A 20639-nucleotide genomic window follows, 5' to 3' on the forward strand; every position below is an offset into this window, starting at 1 on the left:
TTATCAAAGTATATTGAGATTATTCTCGTCAAAAAATTCAGCATTAGTATTCTGTTTAGTCATTTGTTTGATGACCTCAGTCAAATTCCATTTATCCATGTTATCCAGTTGCAACATATAATGTATCTCAATCTCTTTAGAGCGCAATTCCTCTATTCTAACCACATTACCACGGTTACGTAATTCTAAAATAGCCTTTCTATCTTCTTCAGAAGCTAATTCAAGATTATTAACGTCATCTAAAATCATCGTTGTTGCGAGAAGATCCAGTTTAGGATAATAAAATGTTCCGTTATTTCCTACACCACTTTCCAAACGATAGCCCACACATTTTGTTAAATTAATGGTGTATGGGGCGCATAAAGCAAATAATGATTTTATACCTATTTGAGGCGCAATTGCAATCGCAGCTCTAGTTAAAAAAATACTACCAATACCATAACCAGCAATTTCCCTAGAATTCCATAATCCACACCCCTCTCCCGTACCTTCTTGTGCATAATCCCATACCAAATCAAAGATTTTAGCGTCCATGTTTCCTGTGGCCTCCTCTATAGGAAGAGGTTGGGATCCTCCTGAAACATGTATCCTTGCACCTCCGTATACATTTTCTCCATCCAGAGATTCTACAATCAAAACGAAAGCTGCGGGGTTATACATCCAATCATTTTTAGATGATGTAACTTTTTTCACACCTATGGCCGTTAAAACATGTGCATGTCCCTCTATAAAACGCTCGCAAGTCTTAGGATCATCGATCGCACGAAACGCTCTTAACCTGACCACAGGACGTCCCTCTTTAAATATTAGTGCCATGGACAGTTAATTATTCGATTAAGATTCAAAAATAATCAATATAATCAAAAGCTGTTCACTATATATAAAAATATTAAAAATGAACTATTTTATTGAATTCTAAATCATTAAAAACTGCGGTAGCGGTTAATTTCGAATGTGATCGATCGGTTAATGTTACGTACTTTTTTAAAAGTTATTTTAGTATGCTCGCTGCCTTTTTCAAATTATTTTTTTGGTGGATATGCTCAAACATGTTTAGCATAAATATTCTCTAAAACTTTTAATTATGCTATTTAACTAAACAAAGTTAGTAAAAACATACTCAATATTTTTGAAAGAAGTAATTAAAAATCGCAAAAGTTAACTAAAGCCATGCATATATTACAAAGCCATTTCTTACAAATAATAATTTTATTAAAATCTAGTCCAAAACAACTTTTCAATTCAACACGGATTTAGAATATACATGAACTATTATAATCTCCATATAGATAAGAGACCAAGGTTACCTGCTTATGGTATTTTACGATAATAACATCTTAAATGGTAAGTTTGTATTTATTAAACCATCATGTGTTTAGCGCGCCATAGTAAAAAACAGTTTATGAATTAAATATCGATGATGGTTTCAACTGATAAATAACGTATACTCCATGAAAATATTAATTATAGAAGATGATCAGCGCGTAGCAGAACTCATAAAGAGAGGACTGGATGAACAGGATTTTGAAACCGTATTAGCTTATGATGGATTATCAGGTAAAAAGCTTTTTTCCCAAGATCATTTTGACTTAATCATTACGGATATCATCTTACCCAAGCTGGATGGTTTAGACCTTTGTAAGCAAATCAGACAAATAAATCCAGATCTTCCAATCATTATGCTGACAGCACTAGGAACTACAGATGATAAAATAGAAGGGTTCGATGCCGGAGCTGACGATTATTTAGTAAAGCCATTTGAAATGCGCGAACTTTTAGTCCGTATTAGAGCATTATTAAAGCGTCGTCAAAAAACAACTGGTAATCTCAATTTTGTTTTACACTTTGAAGATCTCGAAATGAATCTACATACCAAAATTGTAAAACGTAGTCAGCAAGAGATTAATTTAACACCTAAAGAGTTTAAACTGCTGGAATACCTGATGCAAAATCCCAACAGAGTATTGTCTCGGGTCGAAATTGCAGATAAAGTGTGGGAAACCCATTTTGATACCGGCACGAACTTCATCGATGTATACATCAACTACCTCAGAAAAAAAATAGACCGTAATTTTGACAAGAAACTCATCCATACAAAATCCGGAATGGGTTTCATTTTGAAAAAAGAACTATGAAAATAAGAACACGTCTAGTTTTTCTATTTACCGTCATTACAGCAATTATTCTTAGTTTGTTTGCTACTGTAATCTATCTATCGGCAAAGGAAAACAGACAGATAGAATTTTACAATCTACTACAAAAAGAAGCGATCACCAAAGCCAATCTTTTTCTAAATGCTCATGTAGACAAAAAGATTTTGCAAGATATCTACCATAATAATAGAAAAATATTGAATGAGGTTGAGGTTGCTATTTATGATACCAAATTTGATTTAATCTATCATGACGCTGTGGATATCGATTTTGTCAAAGAAACAAAACCTATGTTTGATGAAATTTACCAAAAAGGTGAAATCAAATTTTATCAGCAGGACTGGCAAGTTATAGGTCTTCAGTATGTTTATCAAGGTAAAAGATATATTGTTACTGCGGCCGCTTATGACCAATATGGTTATAGTAAACTCCATAATCTATTAAATAATAGCATTATTGTTTTTATTATTTCAATTTTGTTTATTCTCATAGCAGGTATTTTTTTCTCTAAGAAAGCATTTGAACCAGTTCGTGCTATGAGTGAAAAAGCACGAAATATTTCTGCTACCAATCTTGATCTCCGTTTATCAAATAATGACAATAAAGATGAACTATCTGAGCTTGCCGATACCTTCAACGATATGTTGGATCGCTTAGAAAACTCATTTGACGCACAGAAACATTTTGTATCGAACATCTCTCATGAATTACGCACACCACTTGCTGCTATTATTACGGAACTGGAATTATCAATGAGTAAAAATCGAGGGATAGACGATTATAAGAACGCAATTAATCATGCATTAAATGACTCAAACAAATTGGCCCGTTTGTGCAATAGCCTCCTTGATCTAGCAAAAGCTAGTTATGATCCTACCGAAATTGCATTTAAGCCCATACGAGTAGACGAACTTTTGTTAGATGCCAGACAACAGGTTCAAAAAACCAGCCCCCAGTACAAAATTGACATACACTTTAACGACGATTTTGAAAACGATAATCAAATCTCCATAAATGGCAATGAATACTTGTTAAAAGTAGCCTGTAGCAATCTCTTCGAAAATGGTTGTAAATTCTCTACCCCATCTCGCTGTACTGTTTCTGTTCTGTTTGATAGCCAAAATATAGTGCTAAAATTTGTTGATTTAGGAATTGGAATTGCAACCGAAGATCTATCACAGGTTTTTAGTCCATTTTATCGTGGTAAAAACAAAGACTATACCTATGGACACGGCATTGGACTTGCGTTAACACAAAAAATTGTTGCACTGCATAATGGCAATATCTCGGTCATTTCAAAAGAGAACGAAGGAACAACTTTCATCTTAACCTTACCACATTGCTGATGCTATAATTTTGTAATCTATATTCAAAAGAAATCAACGACTCGCTATACTTAAATCTTAGATAAAATAACACCGCAATAAACCGGACAAAAAAGTCTAACACTACGGTGAAGGTTCTGTTGCTTGGCAAAGATCAAATCTGATCTTAAAGCAAAATATTCATAATTTCATCTTCTTTATTAACACTCCAGAAAATCACTCTAATAATTTTCTAATAATTTTCTATTCGTCTTCTAACTGCTATACTCCTACAACCTAAGCACCTTTGCAATGTTCAAAAACAGCGATAAAGATGCTCCTCATGGAGAAATATCACTTAGGCACTAATAAATGTTAATTTAAAATTCTTAGCGATGAAAACCACAATTACAAAAAAACATAGTCACTTAATCCGGATTCTCATCATTTCTGTACTTTCTCTTAGCCTAATGGGATGTCATACAAAAGTTGATGAAGAAATCACTGAAGATTTCACACAAAAAGGTGATACCATTCAAGTCCAAGGAAAGGTAAAATCACAATTAAAGACATATACTGTTCTCAAACAAGCTCATCAACTGGAGCTCATTACAGCCGGGACAGTGAAAGCTATTCCAAATCTCTATGCTGAAATCGGTTCTCCATTTTCAGGACGTGTTTCAGCAGTACATCTCAAATTAGGAATGAAAACAAAGTCCGGAACTCCCCTTTATGAACTGATATCTCCGGAATTTATTGATACTCAAAAGCTATACTTTCAGGCAAAAACAGCTTATCAAAATGCTAGATTGATTCTAAAGCGACAACAAGATCTTAAACAACATGGTGTAGGAACTGATAAAGATGTCGAAGAGGCCAGGGCCCAGTACGAAATTACAGAGAAAGAATATCAAAATACGTCTGCTTCGCTTAGATTCTTCAATGTAGATACTGAAAAACTAGTTTTAGGACAGCCACTTATTATCCGATCGCCTATTGGTGGTGAAGTTATCAGCAATGACATTGTTCTGGGACAATACATTAAATCGGATGATTTACCCCTTGCTAAAGTAGCCGAACTGAACACTGTCTGGGTAGTTGGAATGGTTAAAGAACAAAATCTAAACCTTATTAATAAATTAGATTTAGCCGAAATTGCTACAATAGCCTTTCCTGATGATAAGATAAAGGGAACCATTTACCACATCGATGAAATTGTAAATGAAGATACCCGAAGTATCCAAATACTTATTGAATGCCGCAATCCCGATCGTTTATTAAAACCAGGCATGTATGTGAATGTCAACTTTACTAAAAAAGCTTCTGATGCTGTGTTCATTCCTGCAAAATCATTACTACAATATAATGATCAAAGCTATGTGTTCTTAGCAATTGGGAAAGATAAATATCTCAGACGCTACGTCGAAACAGGTATCACAGATAAAGATCAGGTACAGATTTTATCAGGTCTGCAAGCAGGAGACAATATTATCAGTGAGGGTGCATTTTATCTATTAAATGCAAAATAAATAGTATTTCGAAGAAAGTTTATTCACATAAAATCATAAAAACTGCTGGTACATTCTCAAGTATATCATTCCAATGAAATCAATTACGCTGTGAATTGCATTTGGAGATCTATTGAAATAAGTCTAGCTATGAAAACATCGCTGAAAAGCTAAGATAAATTAATGACTTTCTGATTGGTGCATCGCAACTTTAATCAACTCTATTCTAATGAAAAATATATTCAACAATACTATAGCCAAACGTTGGTTGGTCTTGGCTCTTTTTATTCTATTAACCTTTTTTGGATATTATTCTTGGACACAGCTTTCCATTGAAGCGTATCCTGATATAGGCGATGTAAGTTCTCAGATTGTGACACAAGTACCTGGACTTGCTGCAGAGGAAGTAGAGCAGCAAATTACTATTCCGATAGAAAGAGCTATCAATGGTTTACCAGGTATGCACGTTATGCGGAGTAAAAGTACTTTTGGACTGTCTATGGTTACAATTGTTTTTCAAGATGGAACAGACGATTATTTCGCACGCGCCCGTATTCAAGAACGGTTGACGGATCTGGAACTGCCTTATAACGCAACAGCAAATCTTGACCCTTTAACTTCTCCAACAGGAGAAATATTTCGGTACATCATCGAAAGTAAATCACATGATCTACGTGAACTCACCGATCTGCAGACATTTGTCATTATACCCCGTATCAAACAAGTATCTGGCGTAGTTGATGTTACAAATTTTGGAGGTATTACGACACAATTTCAAGTTGAGATTGATCCCATTAAACTGGAACAATATGGTCTAGCCCTAAGCGAGGTGGTGAACAAAATTGAAACAAACAACACCAGTGCAGGTGGAAGTGTCATGAATAGAGGGGACCAATCTTACGTCATTAGAGGAATCGGACTTCTCAGGACATTGGAAGACATCGGAAATATAGTTGTTAAATCCCAGCAAGGAACAGCTATTTTCATGAAAGATATCGGTCAGATCAGATACGGAAATCTTGAAAGAAAAGGTGCTTTAGGCTATTCTGATAAACGTGGAGCAAACTATTCCGACAATATTGAGGGAATTGTGCTATTACTTAAAGGCCAAAACCCTTCTGTCGTTTTAGAGGGCGTCAATCAAGCTATTGATGAATTAAACAATACCATCTTACCTGCGGGAGTACAGATTCATCCGTTCATGGATCGTACTCAACTTGTAGAAACAACCTTAACTACCGTTTCCCATACCTTATTAGAAGGAATGGGTTTGGTTATTATTGTACTCATCATATTCCTTGGTAGCTGGCGTGGAGCGCTTTTAGTTGCTATTACCATACCTATCGCTCTGTTGACAGCTTTTATCCTGATGCACTTTACGCATGTTCCGGCTAACTTGTTGTCATTAGGTGCCATCGATTTTGGTATTATAGTCGATGGGGCCATTGTCATGATGGAAGCTATCTTGAAAAAAAGAGAAGAGAATGAAGATGAACAACTCACAGAATTAGGTATTGCTTCTATTGTAAAGCAAATGGCTAAACCCATATTTTTTGCAAAAATCATTATAATCACGGCTTATATTCCCCTATTTGCATTTGAACGTGTAGAAAAAAAGTTATTTACTCCTATGGCTTTTACAGTAGGTTATGCATTGTTGGGTGCGTTAATAGTTGCTCTATTCCTAATACCTGGACTCGCTTATGTTGTTTATCGTAAGCCTCAAAAAGTATATCACAACAAATGGTTAGAAAAATTAACTGTAGGATATCACAGACAAATCCAGCATTTATTAAAGCGTCCAAAGAGAGTATTCATGCCTTTAATAATCATTTTTGCAGGTGCAATCATATTAACATGTACTGTTGGTAAAGATTTTCTGCCTCCCTTAGATGAAGGATCCATCTGGTTGCAAGTATCACTGCCTCCCGGAATCACAGTTGAAAAATCAAAGGAAATGAGTGATTCACTACGTGCGCGAACACTTCAATATGATGAGGTTACATATGTGATGATCCAAGCAGGTCGCAATGATGATGGTACAGATGCATGGACTCCCTCTCATTTTGAATGCAGTGTTGGCTTACTTCCTTACAAACAGTGGAAAAATGGGAAAACCAAAGCTGATCTAATTGAGGAATTGGCTGCTGAATACAAACAGATGCCCGGATATGACGTTGCATTTTCACAACCAATGATTGATGGAGTGATGGATAAAATTGCGGGGGCGCATAGTGAGCTCGTCGTTAAGATATATGGAGAAGACTTTAAGGAAATCCGAAGAATAGCAGATGAGGTCTTGATTACGTTGCGAAAAGTAAAAGGTGCTGTAGATTTAGCGATCGATCAAGAACCTCCATTGCCGCAACTACAGATAAAAGCAGACCGTTATAAAATAGCACAATATGGTTTAAATGTCGCCGATGTCTCCGACCTTATTGAAACAGCTATCGGTGGAAAAGCGGTTTCCCAAATATTTCAAGAAGGAAAAGTTTACGATATTATCTGCCGTTATCATGAAGCAAGTCGCAATACTCCTGAAAAAATAGGAAATTTAATGTTGACAAATGAATCCGGAGCCAAAATTCCCCTATCACAAGTAGCGACAATAAAACTCAATACCGGAGAAAGTACGATCGCTCGTGAGATGAATAAGAGACATTTGACAGTGCGGTTAAATCTACGCGGAAATGATCTTACTTCCTTTCTCAAAGAAGCACAAGCTAAAATTGAAAAAGATATCAAATATGACCACAACGACATAAAAATAAAATGGGGAGGTCAATTTGAAAATCAAAATCGCGCATATCAGCATTTGGCTATTATTGTTCCTATGGCACTAGCATTAATGTTTATATTGCTGTATGGCGCTTTTGGAAGCTTCTCACAAGCCGGATTGTTGATGAGTGTTGTACCGCTTGCCATATTTGGAGGTATGCTTGCATTAAATATTCGCGCTATGACCCTCAATGTATCTTCAGTAGTCGGATTTATAGCACTCTTTGGTGTTGCAATTCAAAATGGTGTACTGATGATTACACAGTTCAATGCATTAAGAAAAAAAGGGTATGCACTAAAAGAAGCCGTAATAGAAGGTGCTAAACATCGTTTCAGACCAGTAATCATGACTGCCACTGTAGCCATCTTGGGGCTTCTTCCAGCTTCATTGGCAACAGGTATTGGTTCCGATGTTCAAAGACCATTAGCAACTGTCATTGTTTACGGATTATTCTTCGCTACCGTGATAACCCTCTATGCATTGCCATCATTATACTATCTATTAGAGAAAATAAATGCCGACAAAAAACATAATTAGTTTTCATCTCAAAAATACCATCACATGTTACGTCTTAAAAACATCCGTAAAAAACACTTTCTACTATTATATTTTACTTTAGTCTTAAGTGTAATTACTCAAGCTCAGATTGACGCAGATATTCAAAAAGAGATTACTTATCCCGATTTTATAAAAGCTGTTGTTCAAAATAACATAGCTTATGCGGCAGAAAAGTTAAATATTAATATTGCTGAAGCAAATATTGAAAAATCCAAAATAATTCCTGACCCAGAATTTACCGCTGGTGTATTTAATAACGACCAGCATAAAATGAAGATGGGGTACGGATACAATATCGGATTGGATTGGACCTTCGAACTTGGCGGAAAACGGAAAGCACGCGTTGATCTGGCAAAAAGTGAATCTGAACTTAGCAAATATATATTGCAGGATTACTTCAGGAATCTCAGAGCCGATGCTACTGTACAATATTTAACCGCAATCCATCATGAGCAACTGATGAAATTACAATTCAATTCCTATGAAACGATGGATGAACTTGCAAAATCGGACAGTTTACGCGCCAAATTAGGTACAATTACTGCTATTGATGCCAAACAAAGTAAACTTGAGGCTAAATCCATATGGAATGAAGCAATTCAGTCCATCGGAAATTGGAAAGGATCGTTGAGTAGCCTCAATTTACTGATGGGGAGTAAACATGCTGAACTTACACAAATGGCATTGGTAAATTTTTCTACATTTGACCGGTCTTTTTATCTTGATGACCTTATAGTCCATGCACTATCAAACCGTGCAGATCTACTGTATGCATTACAAAATAAAGATGTGTCAGAAAAAATGATCCGTCTTACAAAAGTAAATCGGGTATTAGATTTAGGAATAACGACAGGTGTTACGCGCAATGCAGAAGCCCGCAATGATTTAGCTCCCAGTCCAGCTTTCACATCAGCAAATTTTGGAATAAGTATTCCTTTGAAATTTTCAAATCATAGGAAAGGAGAACTTAAGGAGGCATTTTATACTGCCCAACAAGCTGGATTACAACATCAAGAGATTGAACTACAGGTGCAAACAGAAGTTAAGCAAGCATTTTATAACTATGAAGCGACTCAAAAGCAACTCCAGCAGTTCAACAGTGGTATTCTTGACGATGCTAAAGCTATCTTAACGGGGAAACTCTACAGCTACAAACGAGGTGATTCTAGTTTACTTGAAGTACTCCATGCACGGAGAACCTATATTGAAGTTCAACAAAATTATTATGAAATACTGTTTAATAATGCCCATGCTCTCGTTATATTGGAACAATCCGCAGGTATTTGGGATATACTTTTTTAGAAAAAAAACAATTTTATGTGTGTTTAAAAAATATTAATATGGATAATCAGAAGCATATTTTAATGAAATATGCTCCCAGAAAGCAACAAAAATCCTAGATAAAAAAAATATTCTCCCTCAAAATAAAGGATTTAAGGAATATTCGCAAGATATACTTGGCATATCTCAGGGATTTTTCTACCTTTGCATCACTCCAAACAACGAAGGAAACTTCAAAAAAAGAGTAAGATTCCGTAGCTCAGCTGGTAGAGCAATACACTTTTAATGTATGGGTCCTGGGTTCGAATCCCAGCGGGATCACAAAAAGCTTCACAGAAATGTGAAGCTTTTTTTATTTCGGCTAGATTCGAAAGAAGCCTCGATCGGGTTCGATCTAGTGGAGGCTCAAGCTAGTGTGCGGGGTGGAACTGAGCCAACTTTCTATCTCAGGGTAGAGTTTGTGGTAGCAGAGTTAATAAAACCATCGATAAAGTAATTTTAATATATGACTGAATATCAAGTAATGGTTATAGAACAAAAATACAATCTAAGAAAGTGAACGTACGTTCACTTTCTTAGATTGTATTACCTTTTAATATTAATTATAATTTCGCTCCTATTTCAAGAAAACCTTCCGGATTGCTTTATTGTCCGGATCCAAGATATAAATATTACCATTCTTGTCTACCGCCATATCGGCCAAAGCTCCAAAGCGTGACTCTACTAAAGATCCATCTATATATCCACGGTTGTTCGCCTTGAAAATAGTGGATACCTTTCGAGTTGCTACATCAATTTCTCGTAATGCATAATTAAAGTTATCCGTAGCGTACATGGTATTACCTCCAAAAAGGACAATACTACTAATCCCCTGAAAGCGTGCAGCACTTCCAATACCATCCGCATAGCCTGCCTCTGAAAAACCGATCCATGCATTCATCGTTATACCATCAGCTCCCCTACGCATCAAACCATTCCCACTGATGGCATTTTGATCTGGGTAGTAGTAATTTCCTAAAGCATCCACCCCGGTGCGGGTTGTCACCCAACCTGTGCCATTAAGTTTACTATAATTTCCTGTTGGATTGACCTTATTGACTCCTGCAGCAAATCCATTGATATTGACATACAGATTTCCAGCATCGTCAATACTCATATGCCCGGGTGCAAATCCCGAAGTGTGGACCGAACGTTGACCAGCTGATGTAATCTTGATCACCTGATTGGTTCCCTGATCACTCACATACATGGTATTCTGCTTATCGATGACGATGCCATAAGGTTTGACAAAAACCGCATCGGCTCCATTGACCTGCAAAATTGAAACAGCTCCCGAAGGCGTTATTTTTTTCACCTGTTTATTATTTGTATCGGTTACATAGATATTGCCCTGCTGGTCGGTAGCAATGGCAGACATATATCCTGCAAAAGTATTACTGTTAGGTCCACCCGCCAAAGTCATCACACCTGCTCGTTTAAACAATTGCGGAGCGAGGGCTTCCTGCCCGCCAACAACCACTTTCACATTTCCAGTGCTTAATCCTAGAGGTGCTTCAAGTACTAAACTATTCTCCGTCGCTGTTTTTACCAGCGCTGATACGCCATTGAAATACACTTTATTTTCAGATGCTGTTGTGCTAAAACCTGTGCCTCTAATCGTCACACTGGTACCAGTCAATCCGTTGTCTGGTGTCATCGCAGTAATCCCCAGATTTTGATCTTTAAACTGTGGACCATTACTCACCTGATCGTTCACCACAACACGGATAACGCCTGACCCAGTACCTCCTGGAACGGTTAGTTTCAGTTCCGTTTCATTAGCTGAGGTCAACGGTATCAATATATTGTTGATATATACTTGGTTTTCATCCAACTCTTTACTAAATAAAGATCCACTAATCGTCATTTGTGCCCCCTTTGGACCACTTAGCGGTGTTACAGTTTGAATAACAGGTTTATCCACAACGGTAAAAGATGGACCTATTGTTTTTTGGTTATTGATATTAACCGATAAAGGACCTGTTGTTACTCCATCTGGAACCTTTACGACCAAACGCTCTGGGGTAGATTCAACGACAAGAGCTTTCTTACCATTAAATTCAACAATATTATTGGTAGTCAGTTGCTCAAAACCTTCTCCTGAGATCACTACACGTGTATCTTTCCCTCCTGTCAAAGGTTTGATACCCTTTATTGCCTGATAAGTGAAGGTTTGCCCTTTTGCATTCATCCCATCCACCTTAACAATTACAGATCCAGAACCAGCCTCATTGGGCACTTCTGCTACGATCAGCGTATCACTAATGCTGACGACCAAAGCTTTTTTTTCATTAATAAAGACTTCCGCCGGATTACTGACACTTCCAAATCCAGTACCTCCAATGCGTATTTGAGAACCAGCAGGACCATTTGCAGGAAATACTTGCCGAACACTTAAATCTTGATAGGTATATGTACCTACATCCATGATCTGGTTATTATAGCTCAACACCAATTTACCTGTATTCCCACCTGTGGGCATACGAACCACTATAGCTGTTGCAGTCGCACTGATCACAGTGGCATCTTTACCATTTACTGTTGCTTTATACGCTTCAAGTGTTGTACCAAATCCCTCTCCTGCGATGGTGACAAGCGTCCCCTCTTTTCCTGAATTTGGATAATACTGCGTTATTTTCACTGCTGTCTCAGGAAGTATACCTTCCTTCTTTTCACAACCTGCAAAACCTGCAAGTATCAAAATAAAAAGGATGATACCGAGGCTATATTTTGTCCATATTTTCATGACTTTCATTTTTTATTTAATCATATGGAATATCCATATACTATCTTTTTTCATTATTATCCTCCTCACCGTTCAGGTCATTACCGTCATTAGGAGTTAAAATCCCATAAACTGCAAGAACCTAAAATGTATACCGAACCCCTAATTGAATCTGTGCTCTTGAATTGAAATAATCAATACTATAGGTTTGTCCAGGTTCATTGAACGTAAATACGGGCCAGTTTCCATTATTTTGCTGTGGTGGAAACAAGGTCGGTGTCAAACCCACGCTACTTGTCGAATTGAATGTATTAGGAGAAAAATACTGTACTCCCCACTTTTTGTACAGCAGGTTTGTCACATTGACCACATCGGCAGAAATCGTAATAAACTGTCCTTTTTTAGTGCTCACAGGCAAATCATGCGCAATGCGGAGATCCGCTTGCACATTCCAAGGTGTACGTCCCCTATTACGTTCCGTAAAATCTCCTCTTCTGCTGCTGAGATAAGCATTGCCATCGATGTACTTGTTAAATGCTTCAGCTTGTTGTACCGCCGTGTTTCCACTAGGAATATCTTTAAAATAACGGATTGCTTCCTCCGGATTTGGTACATAGACTAAACTCACCTGTTGTGGTAATCCTTGAATACTGTTGTTTACTATGCCATAAGTAAAGGGAGAGCCCGATTGTGCACTGATAAACAAGGTGATGTTTGTTTTTCCAGCCGTTCGCCAATAATGATCGTAACTGATACTGGAAACGATGCGGTGGCGGATATCAAAATTACTATAGGCTAACTTTGGATTGTTTGGTATAAGCGATTGGTTCAGTTGCCAATTTGATTCCATAGAATTACGCACCCCGTTGCTCAAATCCTTTGATTCTCCGTACGTATAACTCGCTGTTCCATTAAAATTCTTCATTCGCTTGCTGATTGTCCCCGTGATGTTATAACGGTAGCCCTGATCGGTATTGCTCAATACATAAATATTCGAGAAACGATCATCAACCGCACCCTGATACACCGGTTGCTGTTGATGAATATCATAACCATAATAAAGTGGATTATCATGGACATTCAACTGTTGAAAGAGCACATCGCTGATATTTTTGGTATACAAACCTTCGACTGTAAACTTCCAGTTGTTCGCTGTTTCATAGTCAATACCCAGACTACCACGCAGTACCTGAGGCATTGTAAAGCCATTATCAACCAGATCAACCTGCGTTTTACCACTCTTCGGATCATTTACTACAGCTCCATTTGCGGCAATAAAATCGGCCAATCCATTGCGGCTGGGTTTAATCGCATCACTTCCCGGAGCAAAAGGTTTCTGATCTGCACGCTGATCAAAAGCACCATAGCTGTCCCCTGTATTATAATAAGCATATGCCAACCATGCAAAGGGAATACGTCCTGTAAAAAGTCCTGCTCCACCGCGTAATACTAAACTTTGATCTTCCAGCACTTCCCAACGGAATCCCACACGGGGTGAAAGCTGTACGCGATTAAGAAAATCATTTGAAATCCGAGACAAAGGCGTATAATTATAAGTTGTACCAAAGTACGGATCGGACTGTATATGACGAACCTTATCACTAAGCACAGGCATATCGGGCAACTGCGTAAAATCGGCACGTAAACCCGGTGTAACACGAAAATGATCACTTACTCTGATCTCATCCTGTACATAAAGACTGTACATATTGATTCCAAAATCTGCGGCAGGATTACCTAGAATATAATCCCGCGTATTGTTCTTGTAGTTGTAACTACCACGTACGCGATAAGGATTATTATTTAAAAAATCGTCAATACTATTATAGTCTACACGTCCATTCCAAGCATTCACAAAACCATAGCGAATACGGTAAAGCTCGTTATGCGTACCAAAAAGGAGTTTATGCCGGCCAAGGTTCCAGTTCAGATTTGCCGTTAGTTCCCATGTCCGCTGTTGCATATCAAAAATACTCGCTTCACGGTCAGTTCCGAGATAAATTGTCGTACCTGGAGTGCGTCCCTGAATCTGTACTTGAGGAAGCGTAGGGTCACTCAACGGATCTCGTCTGTCGTTTACTATTGTAAAACCCAATACCGCATTACCTGAAAGATTATTGCTAAAGCGACTTTTCAATTCTGCTACCGTACTACTCTGATTATTCGTTTGCTTAAACGCCATGCTTGAAAAGCGGAAATCCTGTTGATCGCGGTCCATATGGGTAGCACTACTAAAAATAGTATTATTACGAATGGCCAATTGATGCCTATCATTAATATTCCAGTCGATACGGTTAAAGAACTTGGTCGATTTTGACCAGTTTGTGTACTTTCCTGCCGTACCTGCATCAAATACATCTCCATAGCGGCTACCCACTGCTGTAGCAATCGATTTGACATCATCCTCACTCAGAATATGGGCTGTCTCGGTAGTACCTGCATACAGTTGTGTAGGATCTTGACGACGGGTGATCTCTTCATTACTAAAAAAGAAAAGTTTATCTTTTATAATTGGAAAACCAATTCTAAATCCGGACTGGTAGTCATAAAAATCATGATCCATTTTACCGAGACTTCCCACACGGTCTTTACCCGTTAAAGCAGCATTGCGTCCATATCCATAGACTGAGCCTTCGATTTTATTGGTACCGCTTCGGGTTACGGCATTGACCGAACCTCCCGTAAAATTTCCGATTTTAACATCGTAGGGTGCCAGATAGACCTGCATGTCCTGTATGGCATCCATGGAGATCGGGTTGGTGCGCGTACTGCTTCCAGCCATCCCTGAAGTCCCAGTCTGTCCACCCAGTGAGGGTGAAAAACCGATCGCATCGTTATTGACTGCCCCATCTACAGTGACGTTATTATACCTGAAATTAGTTCCTCCGAAACTATTGTCTCGACTTCCTTGTGGTGTCAGGCGGGTCACATCTGTAATCGAACGACTCACCGTAGGCATATTGCGCACTTGCTCAGCACTGATATTGCGCCCTGCGCCATACGTATCGACACGTTGTCGCTGCGAACGTCCAGTTACAGCAACTTCCGCTAACGCTTGACTACCTTCCTGCACTTGTAAATTGAGTTCCTGTGCCGCACCAAGACGGATTTGAATATCCGTACGTGTATTACTTTGCATCCCGACCATACTCACCGTTACCGTATAGGGTCCACCAATACGCAGATTGTTTAAGGTATAGCGCCCATCTTTATCGGTAGCGAGCGAATAGCGTGTCCCCGAAGGAGTATGTATTGCCAGAATCGAAGCTCCAGCTACAGCATTCCCGTCAATATTCTGAACACGCCCTGTTAAAGCACCTGATGTTTCCTGTCCGAAAACAGAGGTATTCATTAAAAAGAAGAAGCACAATAAGGCTACTTTTATTTTTATCCACCAAAGCATATTTTTCCCTAAAAAAGGACCAGATCTTGGCTTCATATTGATATAACTATTCATTTTTAATTTCTTTTAGCTAATCCTAATTTGATTATTGAGTAATCCGCAAACCACCATCGATCACATGTAATACCCCGTTTCCACTTAACATATCCTGTTTCAGTAATTTAATCTCTGAAGTATTCCCTATTCCACGTAAGCTGATCCCTTGAAAAGAATTAGGAGCATTTGGATTTGATACCAGTGAGATGGTGATGCTATTACCGTCCATCATGCCCTGTTGCGCCTTATTTGAAGCACCCGTACTCAGAATATAATCGTATACAAAACGTCTATCCTTCACAATATGGTAGAGCAAAAAACTTCGGAGTTTGACCGGATCTGCCAACAGAATCTGCTGTACCGTACTATACCCTAAAGCTTGCATCGCTGCATTATTAGGAGCAAATACGGTATATGGACCCGCATCACTTATGGTCTGTAGAACTCCCGAAGTCTTTAAGGCTTGTGCAAACAAGGTGATACTGGGGTCAGCAGCAATAGCATTTCCAATCAAATCGTGCACATAGGGCGTCAGCACCCGATCTAAGACCTGAATCAGTCCATTGGATGCGGCGATGTTTTGAGCCAGTACACGTGAGCCGTTGAGCGTCAATACCGTATCCCCTCCCTTTAACCAATGGGTCGCATACATTTTTCCTCCACGCGTGCGTAATTCCTGATTAAACAAAAAAGGAAGTTTATTTAACTCATATTTACCATCCAACATATGATAATGAGCAATTCTGCTGATCACTTTCGTATTTCCCGCCAAAACTGATACCGCATCGCCATAACCTGCTGCTGAAAAAGCCGCATCGGAAGGTGCCAATAAGGTATAGGGCCCTTCTCCGTCCTGTAAAACTTTATCCATGCTGCTTTTACGCAAAACGGCACTAAAACTAGACAGATTAAAGTTGTCGGCTATGACCAAATTGACCCTATTATTGTCATGACTATTCAGTACCTCGTCCTTTTTACATGAGGTAACCATGAAAGTTGCAAAAAGCAATATCCCCAATTGCTTATAATATCTTAGCTGTAGTTTCATCTATCGTTTATTAATCATGAGCTTACCAGCTCGTTTTGTTATTCAGCGTTCACCTGAAATCGTATCGATATCTTGTTATTTTTCAGTTTCCATACGATTTAAGCGTCTACTTTAATTTAAATCCCTTAGGCAACAGCAGATTGTCAGCAACATGTATCGGTCCATTGAGGGTATTGATATCTGTTTCGATGATCTGTACAGGTGTACCGCCACTTTCTTTTATGGTCATGGATAGCTTTCCATTGGATGCTGTAAAAGCGAAAGGATTTTTATAGGCATACTGCACCTGCGCATTTCCACCGATGTTGACGTAATAATCCTGTAAGAAGTCTGCAGTCAGATCATTACTAAAAAATACCGTACTATTGGGATAGGCTAATCCATAACTAGGATCCTGGATCGCAAAAAAACGTCCCCAATCCCGATGATAGTTAACGATACTATCCAATGGATAACCACCCGTGGGTTGAAACGTTCCTTCATCAAAAAACACATGTCCACGAGTCTCATTGAATTGAAGCATTTCTGCTACAGAATTAAATCCAGCATGCTTAAAGGCGGCATCTGTCGGTGCAAACCAAGTCGAAATGGTGATGTTGGGATCAGCATAATCGGGATTAGGTGTTGGTCCAATTAGCCATTTTTTTGTATAAGGCTCCCGCGCATCAGGAAAATTCTGCCAATATTCTTCAGGTGACATTTTATAGCCAAATAAAGGCTCCATTTGAGTCACCATCACTTCCACGAAAGCATCATCAGAAAGGCGTTGCAATTCGAGAAACATGGTAAAACGCCCATCCTGCTCCAAGGCTTCCAAAACCGTTTTTGTCGGTTTGGTAACCGTTTGCTCCAAAAAATAAAGTGCACCATTACGTGCCGATTGATACTTCATTTTACCGGTTTTCTTTCCATTGATCAGCAATTGTTCATCACGTATAGCCAGATAATGTTTGTAATAGTAGGGATCATATCGTTGGCCAAGACCTGATCCCACTCCACCTTCATAAAAAGGAACTCGTAAACCCGGATTCATCAGCATACTTTTTACAGGTAAACTATTATCTCGAAGTTCATCATGGGATATCATACCCAAAACCGTATAAAATAACAGGAGGCTGTCTACATCTGCCCGTGGCATTTGTGCAATCTTTGCTTCGGTCAGTCCCGATGCGATCATCGCCGCATTGTTGGGAACCAACAAGGTATAGGTTGTATTCCCTCCTTTTTCCTTGATTTTCTCCTCCATGCTGCTCTTTTTCCAAGTCGTATAAAATAATGTCGCATCCGGATTTTTACCTAATATTTCGGTAACACTCTCGGTCGCATCAGGTTTATACGGGACCTGCTCGCCTTCCGCTGCAGGCATAAACTCTGTTTTTTTACAGGCGGCAAATAACAGCGTCATGAGCAAGCCCATAAAGGCCAGCCTATATATTGTATTGATTTGTTGCATTTTCATCAGCATAATTTGTGATATTATTTAATAGCCTGTTCAGGTCTTACCAATCCTTGATTAAGATCATGTATCACACCATTACGACACAGATAGTCCATCTTTGCCCTGATTCCATACGATACTTGAGCAATTATGGGTGCTGTGACGGTACGGTCTGCACGTAATCTGAGGTAGTAACTTAATATAAAACTGGGGTACTCCTCTCCGGCAGCAAAACTCATCTCATGCAGATTGTTCTTTAACTGATAGGTATAGCCCCCAGTAGTCGCAATGATCCCCATGACTTTAGCATCGGATACAAAAAAGTGTTTGTCATAGATGAGGTAAGATCCAAACAGCACATCAGCACGATATTTTTCTGGGCTTAATGTCTGTAATGTTTCTTCGGTAATACCCACTTCTTCCAATGCTTCATTGGTCGGCGCAAAGATGGTGAAGGGCCCATTCGTTGCCAGTTGATCCCATAAACCAAATTTCTTCAACCCACTTACAAAAACACGGTAGGTAGGACGTGCTGCCAACCAAGCCTGAATAGAGGTATCAAATTGTGGTTTCATCATTTTATCCAAAACATACAAAACGCCATTGGCTAAAATCACATCTTTTCTAGACGCCTTTGCTCCACTGAAAAAAAGCTCATTTGTAGGCGTACCACCATTTGGTCCCACCGAACCTAGCGAAGCATATAACTCCGAACCGGCTAGCGTGGCATAGCGCACATCTACCCCATTTGATGGGATATCCCGCAAGAGCATACGGCGAGGAAGAATATGGTATTGGATCACTTTTTTTAAACTGTCCAGATTCATCTTATCAAAATCTGAAGGTCTAAATATGCCTAATTCATTAAATGCGGCATCTGTAGGCACCAAAACGGTATAAGGTCCCTTTTCATTTAATGTTGATGCCAATCCCACTTTTTCCAGCGCAGCACTGAATAAGGTCATTTCATAATTATTTTTGATAAAATCCGATGCTGGACGTAAGTTCTCGTTGGGTACGACCACCGTTAAATCGGGATGTTCACAAGAGAAAAGGAAAAACGAAAGCATAAATAATACGTACTGCCTTACTGGATACCATCTCTTATCGATTATCTTATAGTTCATATTTAAAATCTCCTAGCTAACTGTTAATAAACTGGTGGTGCATATTTGCGTTGAATGGTGGTCAGGTAAATCCGGCCATTGACCACTTCTAATGTGTTGACTGTTGCAAAAGTTTGTGGATTATGGGTGCCGGAATGCACATTGACCAAGAGGTTCGGCAACTGCGTTCCATTATCAGATCCTTCTAATGATACTTTGCCATTCTTCAGGCAGTTCACGGATGCCCAATTGCCTCCGGTAGCGATATCACCGGAGAAAAAAGGATTATTGGTAATATCCATACCTGGGATAAAGAAATCAAACCGTTGCCAGATATCAGTCTGGATACCGTTACTTTTACTACTTGCCCACAGCGGAAAACTCACATAAGGACTGACCGCAGCGTTGGTATTATTACGGGTCAATCGCGTTAAAAATTTACCTTTATAACCAGGTACTGTCTGTGCTTGAACAAAAGGTTTTTCTTGACTTTCATACAGCGAAAGAAAGATATTCATCTCGTCTTTGATCCCATTTTTAAAACTCCGCAATAAGTAATCATCATCTTTCAAAGTCAGATCGGCCTCTAAGAAGCCTGTTGCACTCATGTTGTAAAAATTGACATAGACCAAGGAATCAGAAAGTGGCAGTTTATGAAAATTCTCCTGACGCAAGAGCAATCCATGCGTTTTGGTCACAAAATCTTTTTGCAGCAGATGCAGGGTATACACCTCTTTACTTGCTAGATGGATCACCGTATCGATTAAAACATCCGTCTTCAGGTGACTTTCTAATTCCAAAAAAGGAATGCTGTTCTTTGGTCGATAGGCGAAAATAATGCGCAGGTCTCCCGACGGAACTTGAGCCCAGCTGCTTAAATCAAATCCGTTTAAGATAGGGCCTACCAGTACATTTTCTTTACCTGGATATTCTGGATTATCCACTGTGGTACTATTTCCGATATGTGAGGGATAAGGGGGTGCATAAGCTGCCCTTTTATCCAGAAAGTCACCTACAATCTCGGCTCCTGTTATTGCTCCTCCTACACCAAAGGTAGGATTGATCAACATACAGAAATAGGGCACTTTATCATCTTTACTGCCTAAGGTCTGAACATAATTGAGGTTGTTGAACACCCGTAGATAGGCAGGTTCGGCGATGGCTGTATATTCCACCTTATTACAACTTGTAAATAGGGAAACACAGAGCAGCCATAGTGCTAAGTAAATCGTTAATCGTTGATTTTTCATATCAATATTTT

At 38.9% G+C, this 20639-nt stretch carries 12 protein-coding genes and 1 tRNA gene; 6 read left to right on the forward strand and 7 right to left on the reverse strand.

All coding sequences use genetic code 11. The annotated features are described in order from the left end of the window. Positions 1 to 3: 3 nt before the first annotated feature. A complete protein-coding gene (locus M2265_RS09675; protein WP_132771840.1) occupies positions 4 to 816 on the reverse strand; it encodes a hypothetical protein in 813 nt (270 codons plus the stop codon). 635 nt (positions 817 to 1451) lie between these two features. On the opposite strand from M2265_RS09675, the gene M2265_RS09680 reads away from it, so the two are divergent. The 6 genes from M2265_RS09680 (at position 1452) to M2265_RS09705 (ending at position 9904) form a co-directional block, all read left to right on the forward strand. After that, entirely contained in the window at positions 1452 to 2135 is a 684-nt protein-coding gene (locus M2265_RS09680) for a response regulator transcription factor (RefSeq protein ID WP_021189661.1), read from the forward strand. After that, on the forward strand, positions 2132 to 3499 hold the full coding sequence (locus M2265_RS09685; protein ID WP_132771841.1) for a sensor histidine kinase: 1368 nt from the start codon (positions 2132 to 2134) through the stop codon (positions 3497 to 3499). The genes M2265_RS09680 and M2265_RS09685 overlap by 4 nt, the downstream gene beginning before the upstream one ends. A 353-nt stretch (positions 3500 to 3852) precedes the next feature. Beyond that, entirely contained in the window at positions 3853 to 4986 is a 1134-nt protein-coding gene (locus M2265_RS09690) for an efflux RND transporter periplasmic adaptor subunit (RefSeq protein WP_046792105.1), read from the forward strand. Between the two features lie 208 nt (positions 4987 to 5194). Then, positions 5195 to 8281 carry an efflux RND transporter permease subunit gene (locus tag M2265_RS09695; protein ID WP_132771842.1) on the forward strand — a complete coding sequence of 1029 codons (3087 nt, stop codon included), beginning with the start codon at positions 5195 to 5197 and terminating at the stop codon, positions 8279 to 8281. Positions 8282 to 8305: 24 nt separating this feature from the next. Beyond that, on the forward strand, positions 8306 to 9604 hold the full coding sequence (locus M2265_RS09700; protein ID WP_132771843.1) for a TolC family protein: 1299 nt from the start codon (positions 8306 to 8308) through the stop codon (positions 9602 to 9604). A gap of 227 nt (positions 9605 to 9831) precedes the next feature. Next, a tRNA-Lys gene (locus M2265_RS09705) sits at positions 9832 to 9904 on the forward strand. Positions 9905 to 10199: 295 nt separating this feature from the next. On the opposite strand, the gene M2265_RS09710 is transcribed toward M2265_RS09705, so the two are convergent. The 6 genes from M2265_RS09710 to M2265_RS09735 form a co-directional block, all read right to left on the reverse strand. After that, entirely contained in the window at positions 10200 to 12368 is a 2169-nt protein-coding gene (locus M2265_RS09710) for an IPT/TIG domain-containing protein (RefSeq protein ID WP_165905956.1), read from the reverse strand. A 121-nt stretch (positions 12369 to 12489) separates the two neighbouring features. Continuing rightward, positions 12490 to 15804 (reverse strand): carboxypeptidase regulatory-like domain-containing protein, encoded by a 3315-nt coding sequence (locus M2265_RS09715; protein WP_243655468.1) that lies wholly within the window; start codon positions 15802 to 15804, stop codon positions 12490 to 12492. A 31-nt stretch (positions 15805 to 15835) separates the two neighbouring features. Further along, a complete protein-coding gene (locus M2265_RS09720; protein ID WP_243655469.1) occupies positions 15836 to 16834 on the reverse strand; it encodes a fasciclin domain-containing protein in 999 nt (332 codons plus the stop codon). Between the two features lie 106 nt (positions 16835 to 16940). After that, positions 16941 to 18293 carry a fasciclin domain-containing protein gene (locus M2265_RS09725; RefSeq protein WP_165905957.1) on the reverse strand — a complete coding sequence of 451 codons (1353 nt, stop codon included), beginning with the start codon at positions 18291 to 18293 and terminating at the stop codon, positions 16941 to 16943. Between the two features lie 17 nt (positions 18294 to 18310). Next, positions 18311 to 19399, reverse strand: a complete 1089-nt coding sequence (locus tag M2265_RS09730; protein ID WP_132771846.1) for a fasciclin domain-containing protein — start codon at positions 19397 to 19399, stop codon at positions 18311 to 18313. A gap of 23 nt (positions 19400 to 19422) precedes the next feature. Continuing rightward, complete coding sequence (locus M2265_RS09735; RefSeq protein WP_132771847.1) at positions 19423 to 20628, reverse strand: hypothetical protein; 1206 nt, start codon at positions 20626 to 20628, stop codon at positions 19423 to 19425. Positions 20629 to 20639: the final 11 nt, after the last annotated feature.

The sequence above is a fragment of the Sphingobacterium kitahiroshimense genome (assembly GCF_025961315.1).
Classification (GTDB): Bacteria; Bacteroidota; Bacteroidia; order Sphingobacteriales; family Sphingobacteriaceae; genus Sphingobacterium; species Sphingobacterium anhuiense.

What these genes read in the sequence shown, in the direction of transcription:
- M2265_RS09720 (WP_243655469.1), bottom strand. Translation starts at nt 16,834, where the DNA reads ATGAAACTACAGCTAAGATATTATAAGCAATTGGGGATATTGCTTTTT.
- M2265_RS09695 (WP_132771842.1), top strand. Translation starts at nt 5,195, where the DNA reads ATGAAAAATATATTCAACAATACTATAGCCAAACGTTGGTTGGTCTTG.
- M2265_RS09730 (WP_132771846.1), bottom strand. Translation starts at nt 19,399, where the DNA reads ATGAACTATAAGATAATCGATAAGAGATGGTATCCAGTAAGGCAGTAC.
- M2265_RS09690 (WP_046792105.1), top strand. Translation starts at nt 3,853, where the DNA reads ATGAAAACCACAATTACAAAAAAACATAGTCACTTAATCCGGATTCTC.
- M2265_RS09735 (WP_132771847.1), bottom strand. Translation starts at nt 20,628, where the DNA reads ATGAAAAATCAACGATTAACGATTTACTTAGCACTATGGCTGCTCTGT.
- M2265_RS09685 (WP_132771841.1), top strand. Translation starts at nt 2,132, where the DNA reads ATGAAAATAAGAACACGTCTAGTTTTTCTATTTACCGTCATTACAGCA.
- M2265_RS09715 (WP_243655468.1), bottom strand. Translation starts at nt 15,804, where the DNA reads ATGAATAGTTATATCAATATGAAGCCAAGATCTGGTCCTTTTTTAGGG.
- M2265_RS09680 (WP_021189661.1), top strand. Translation starts at nt 1,452, where the DNA reads ATGAAAATATTAATTATAGAAGATGATCAGCGCGTAGCAGAACTCATA.
- M2265_RS09675 (WP_132771840.1), bottom strand. Translation starts at nt 816, where the DNA reads ATGGCACTAATATTTAAAGAGGGACGTCCTGTGGTCAGGTTAAGAGCG.
- M2265_RS09725 (WP_165905957.1), bottom strand. Translation starts at nt 18,293, where the DNA reads ATGAAAATGCAACAAATCAATACAATATATAGGCTGGCCTTTATGGGC.
- M2265_RS09700 (WP_132771843.1), top strand. Translation starts at nt 8,306, where the DNA reads ATGTTACGTCTTAAAAACATCCGTAAAAAACACTTTCTACTATTATAT.
- M2265_RS09710 (WP_165905956.1), bottom strand. Translation starts at nt 12,368, where the DNA reads ATGAAAATATGGACAAAATATAGCCTCGGTATCATCCTTTTTATTTTG.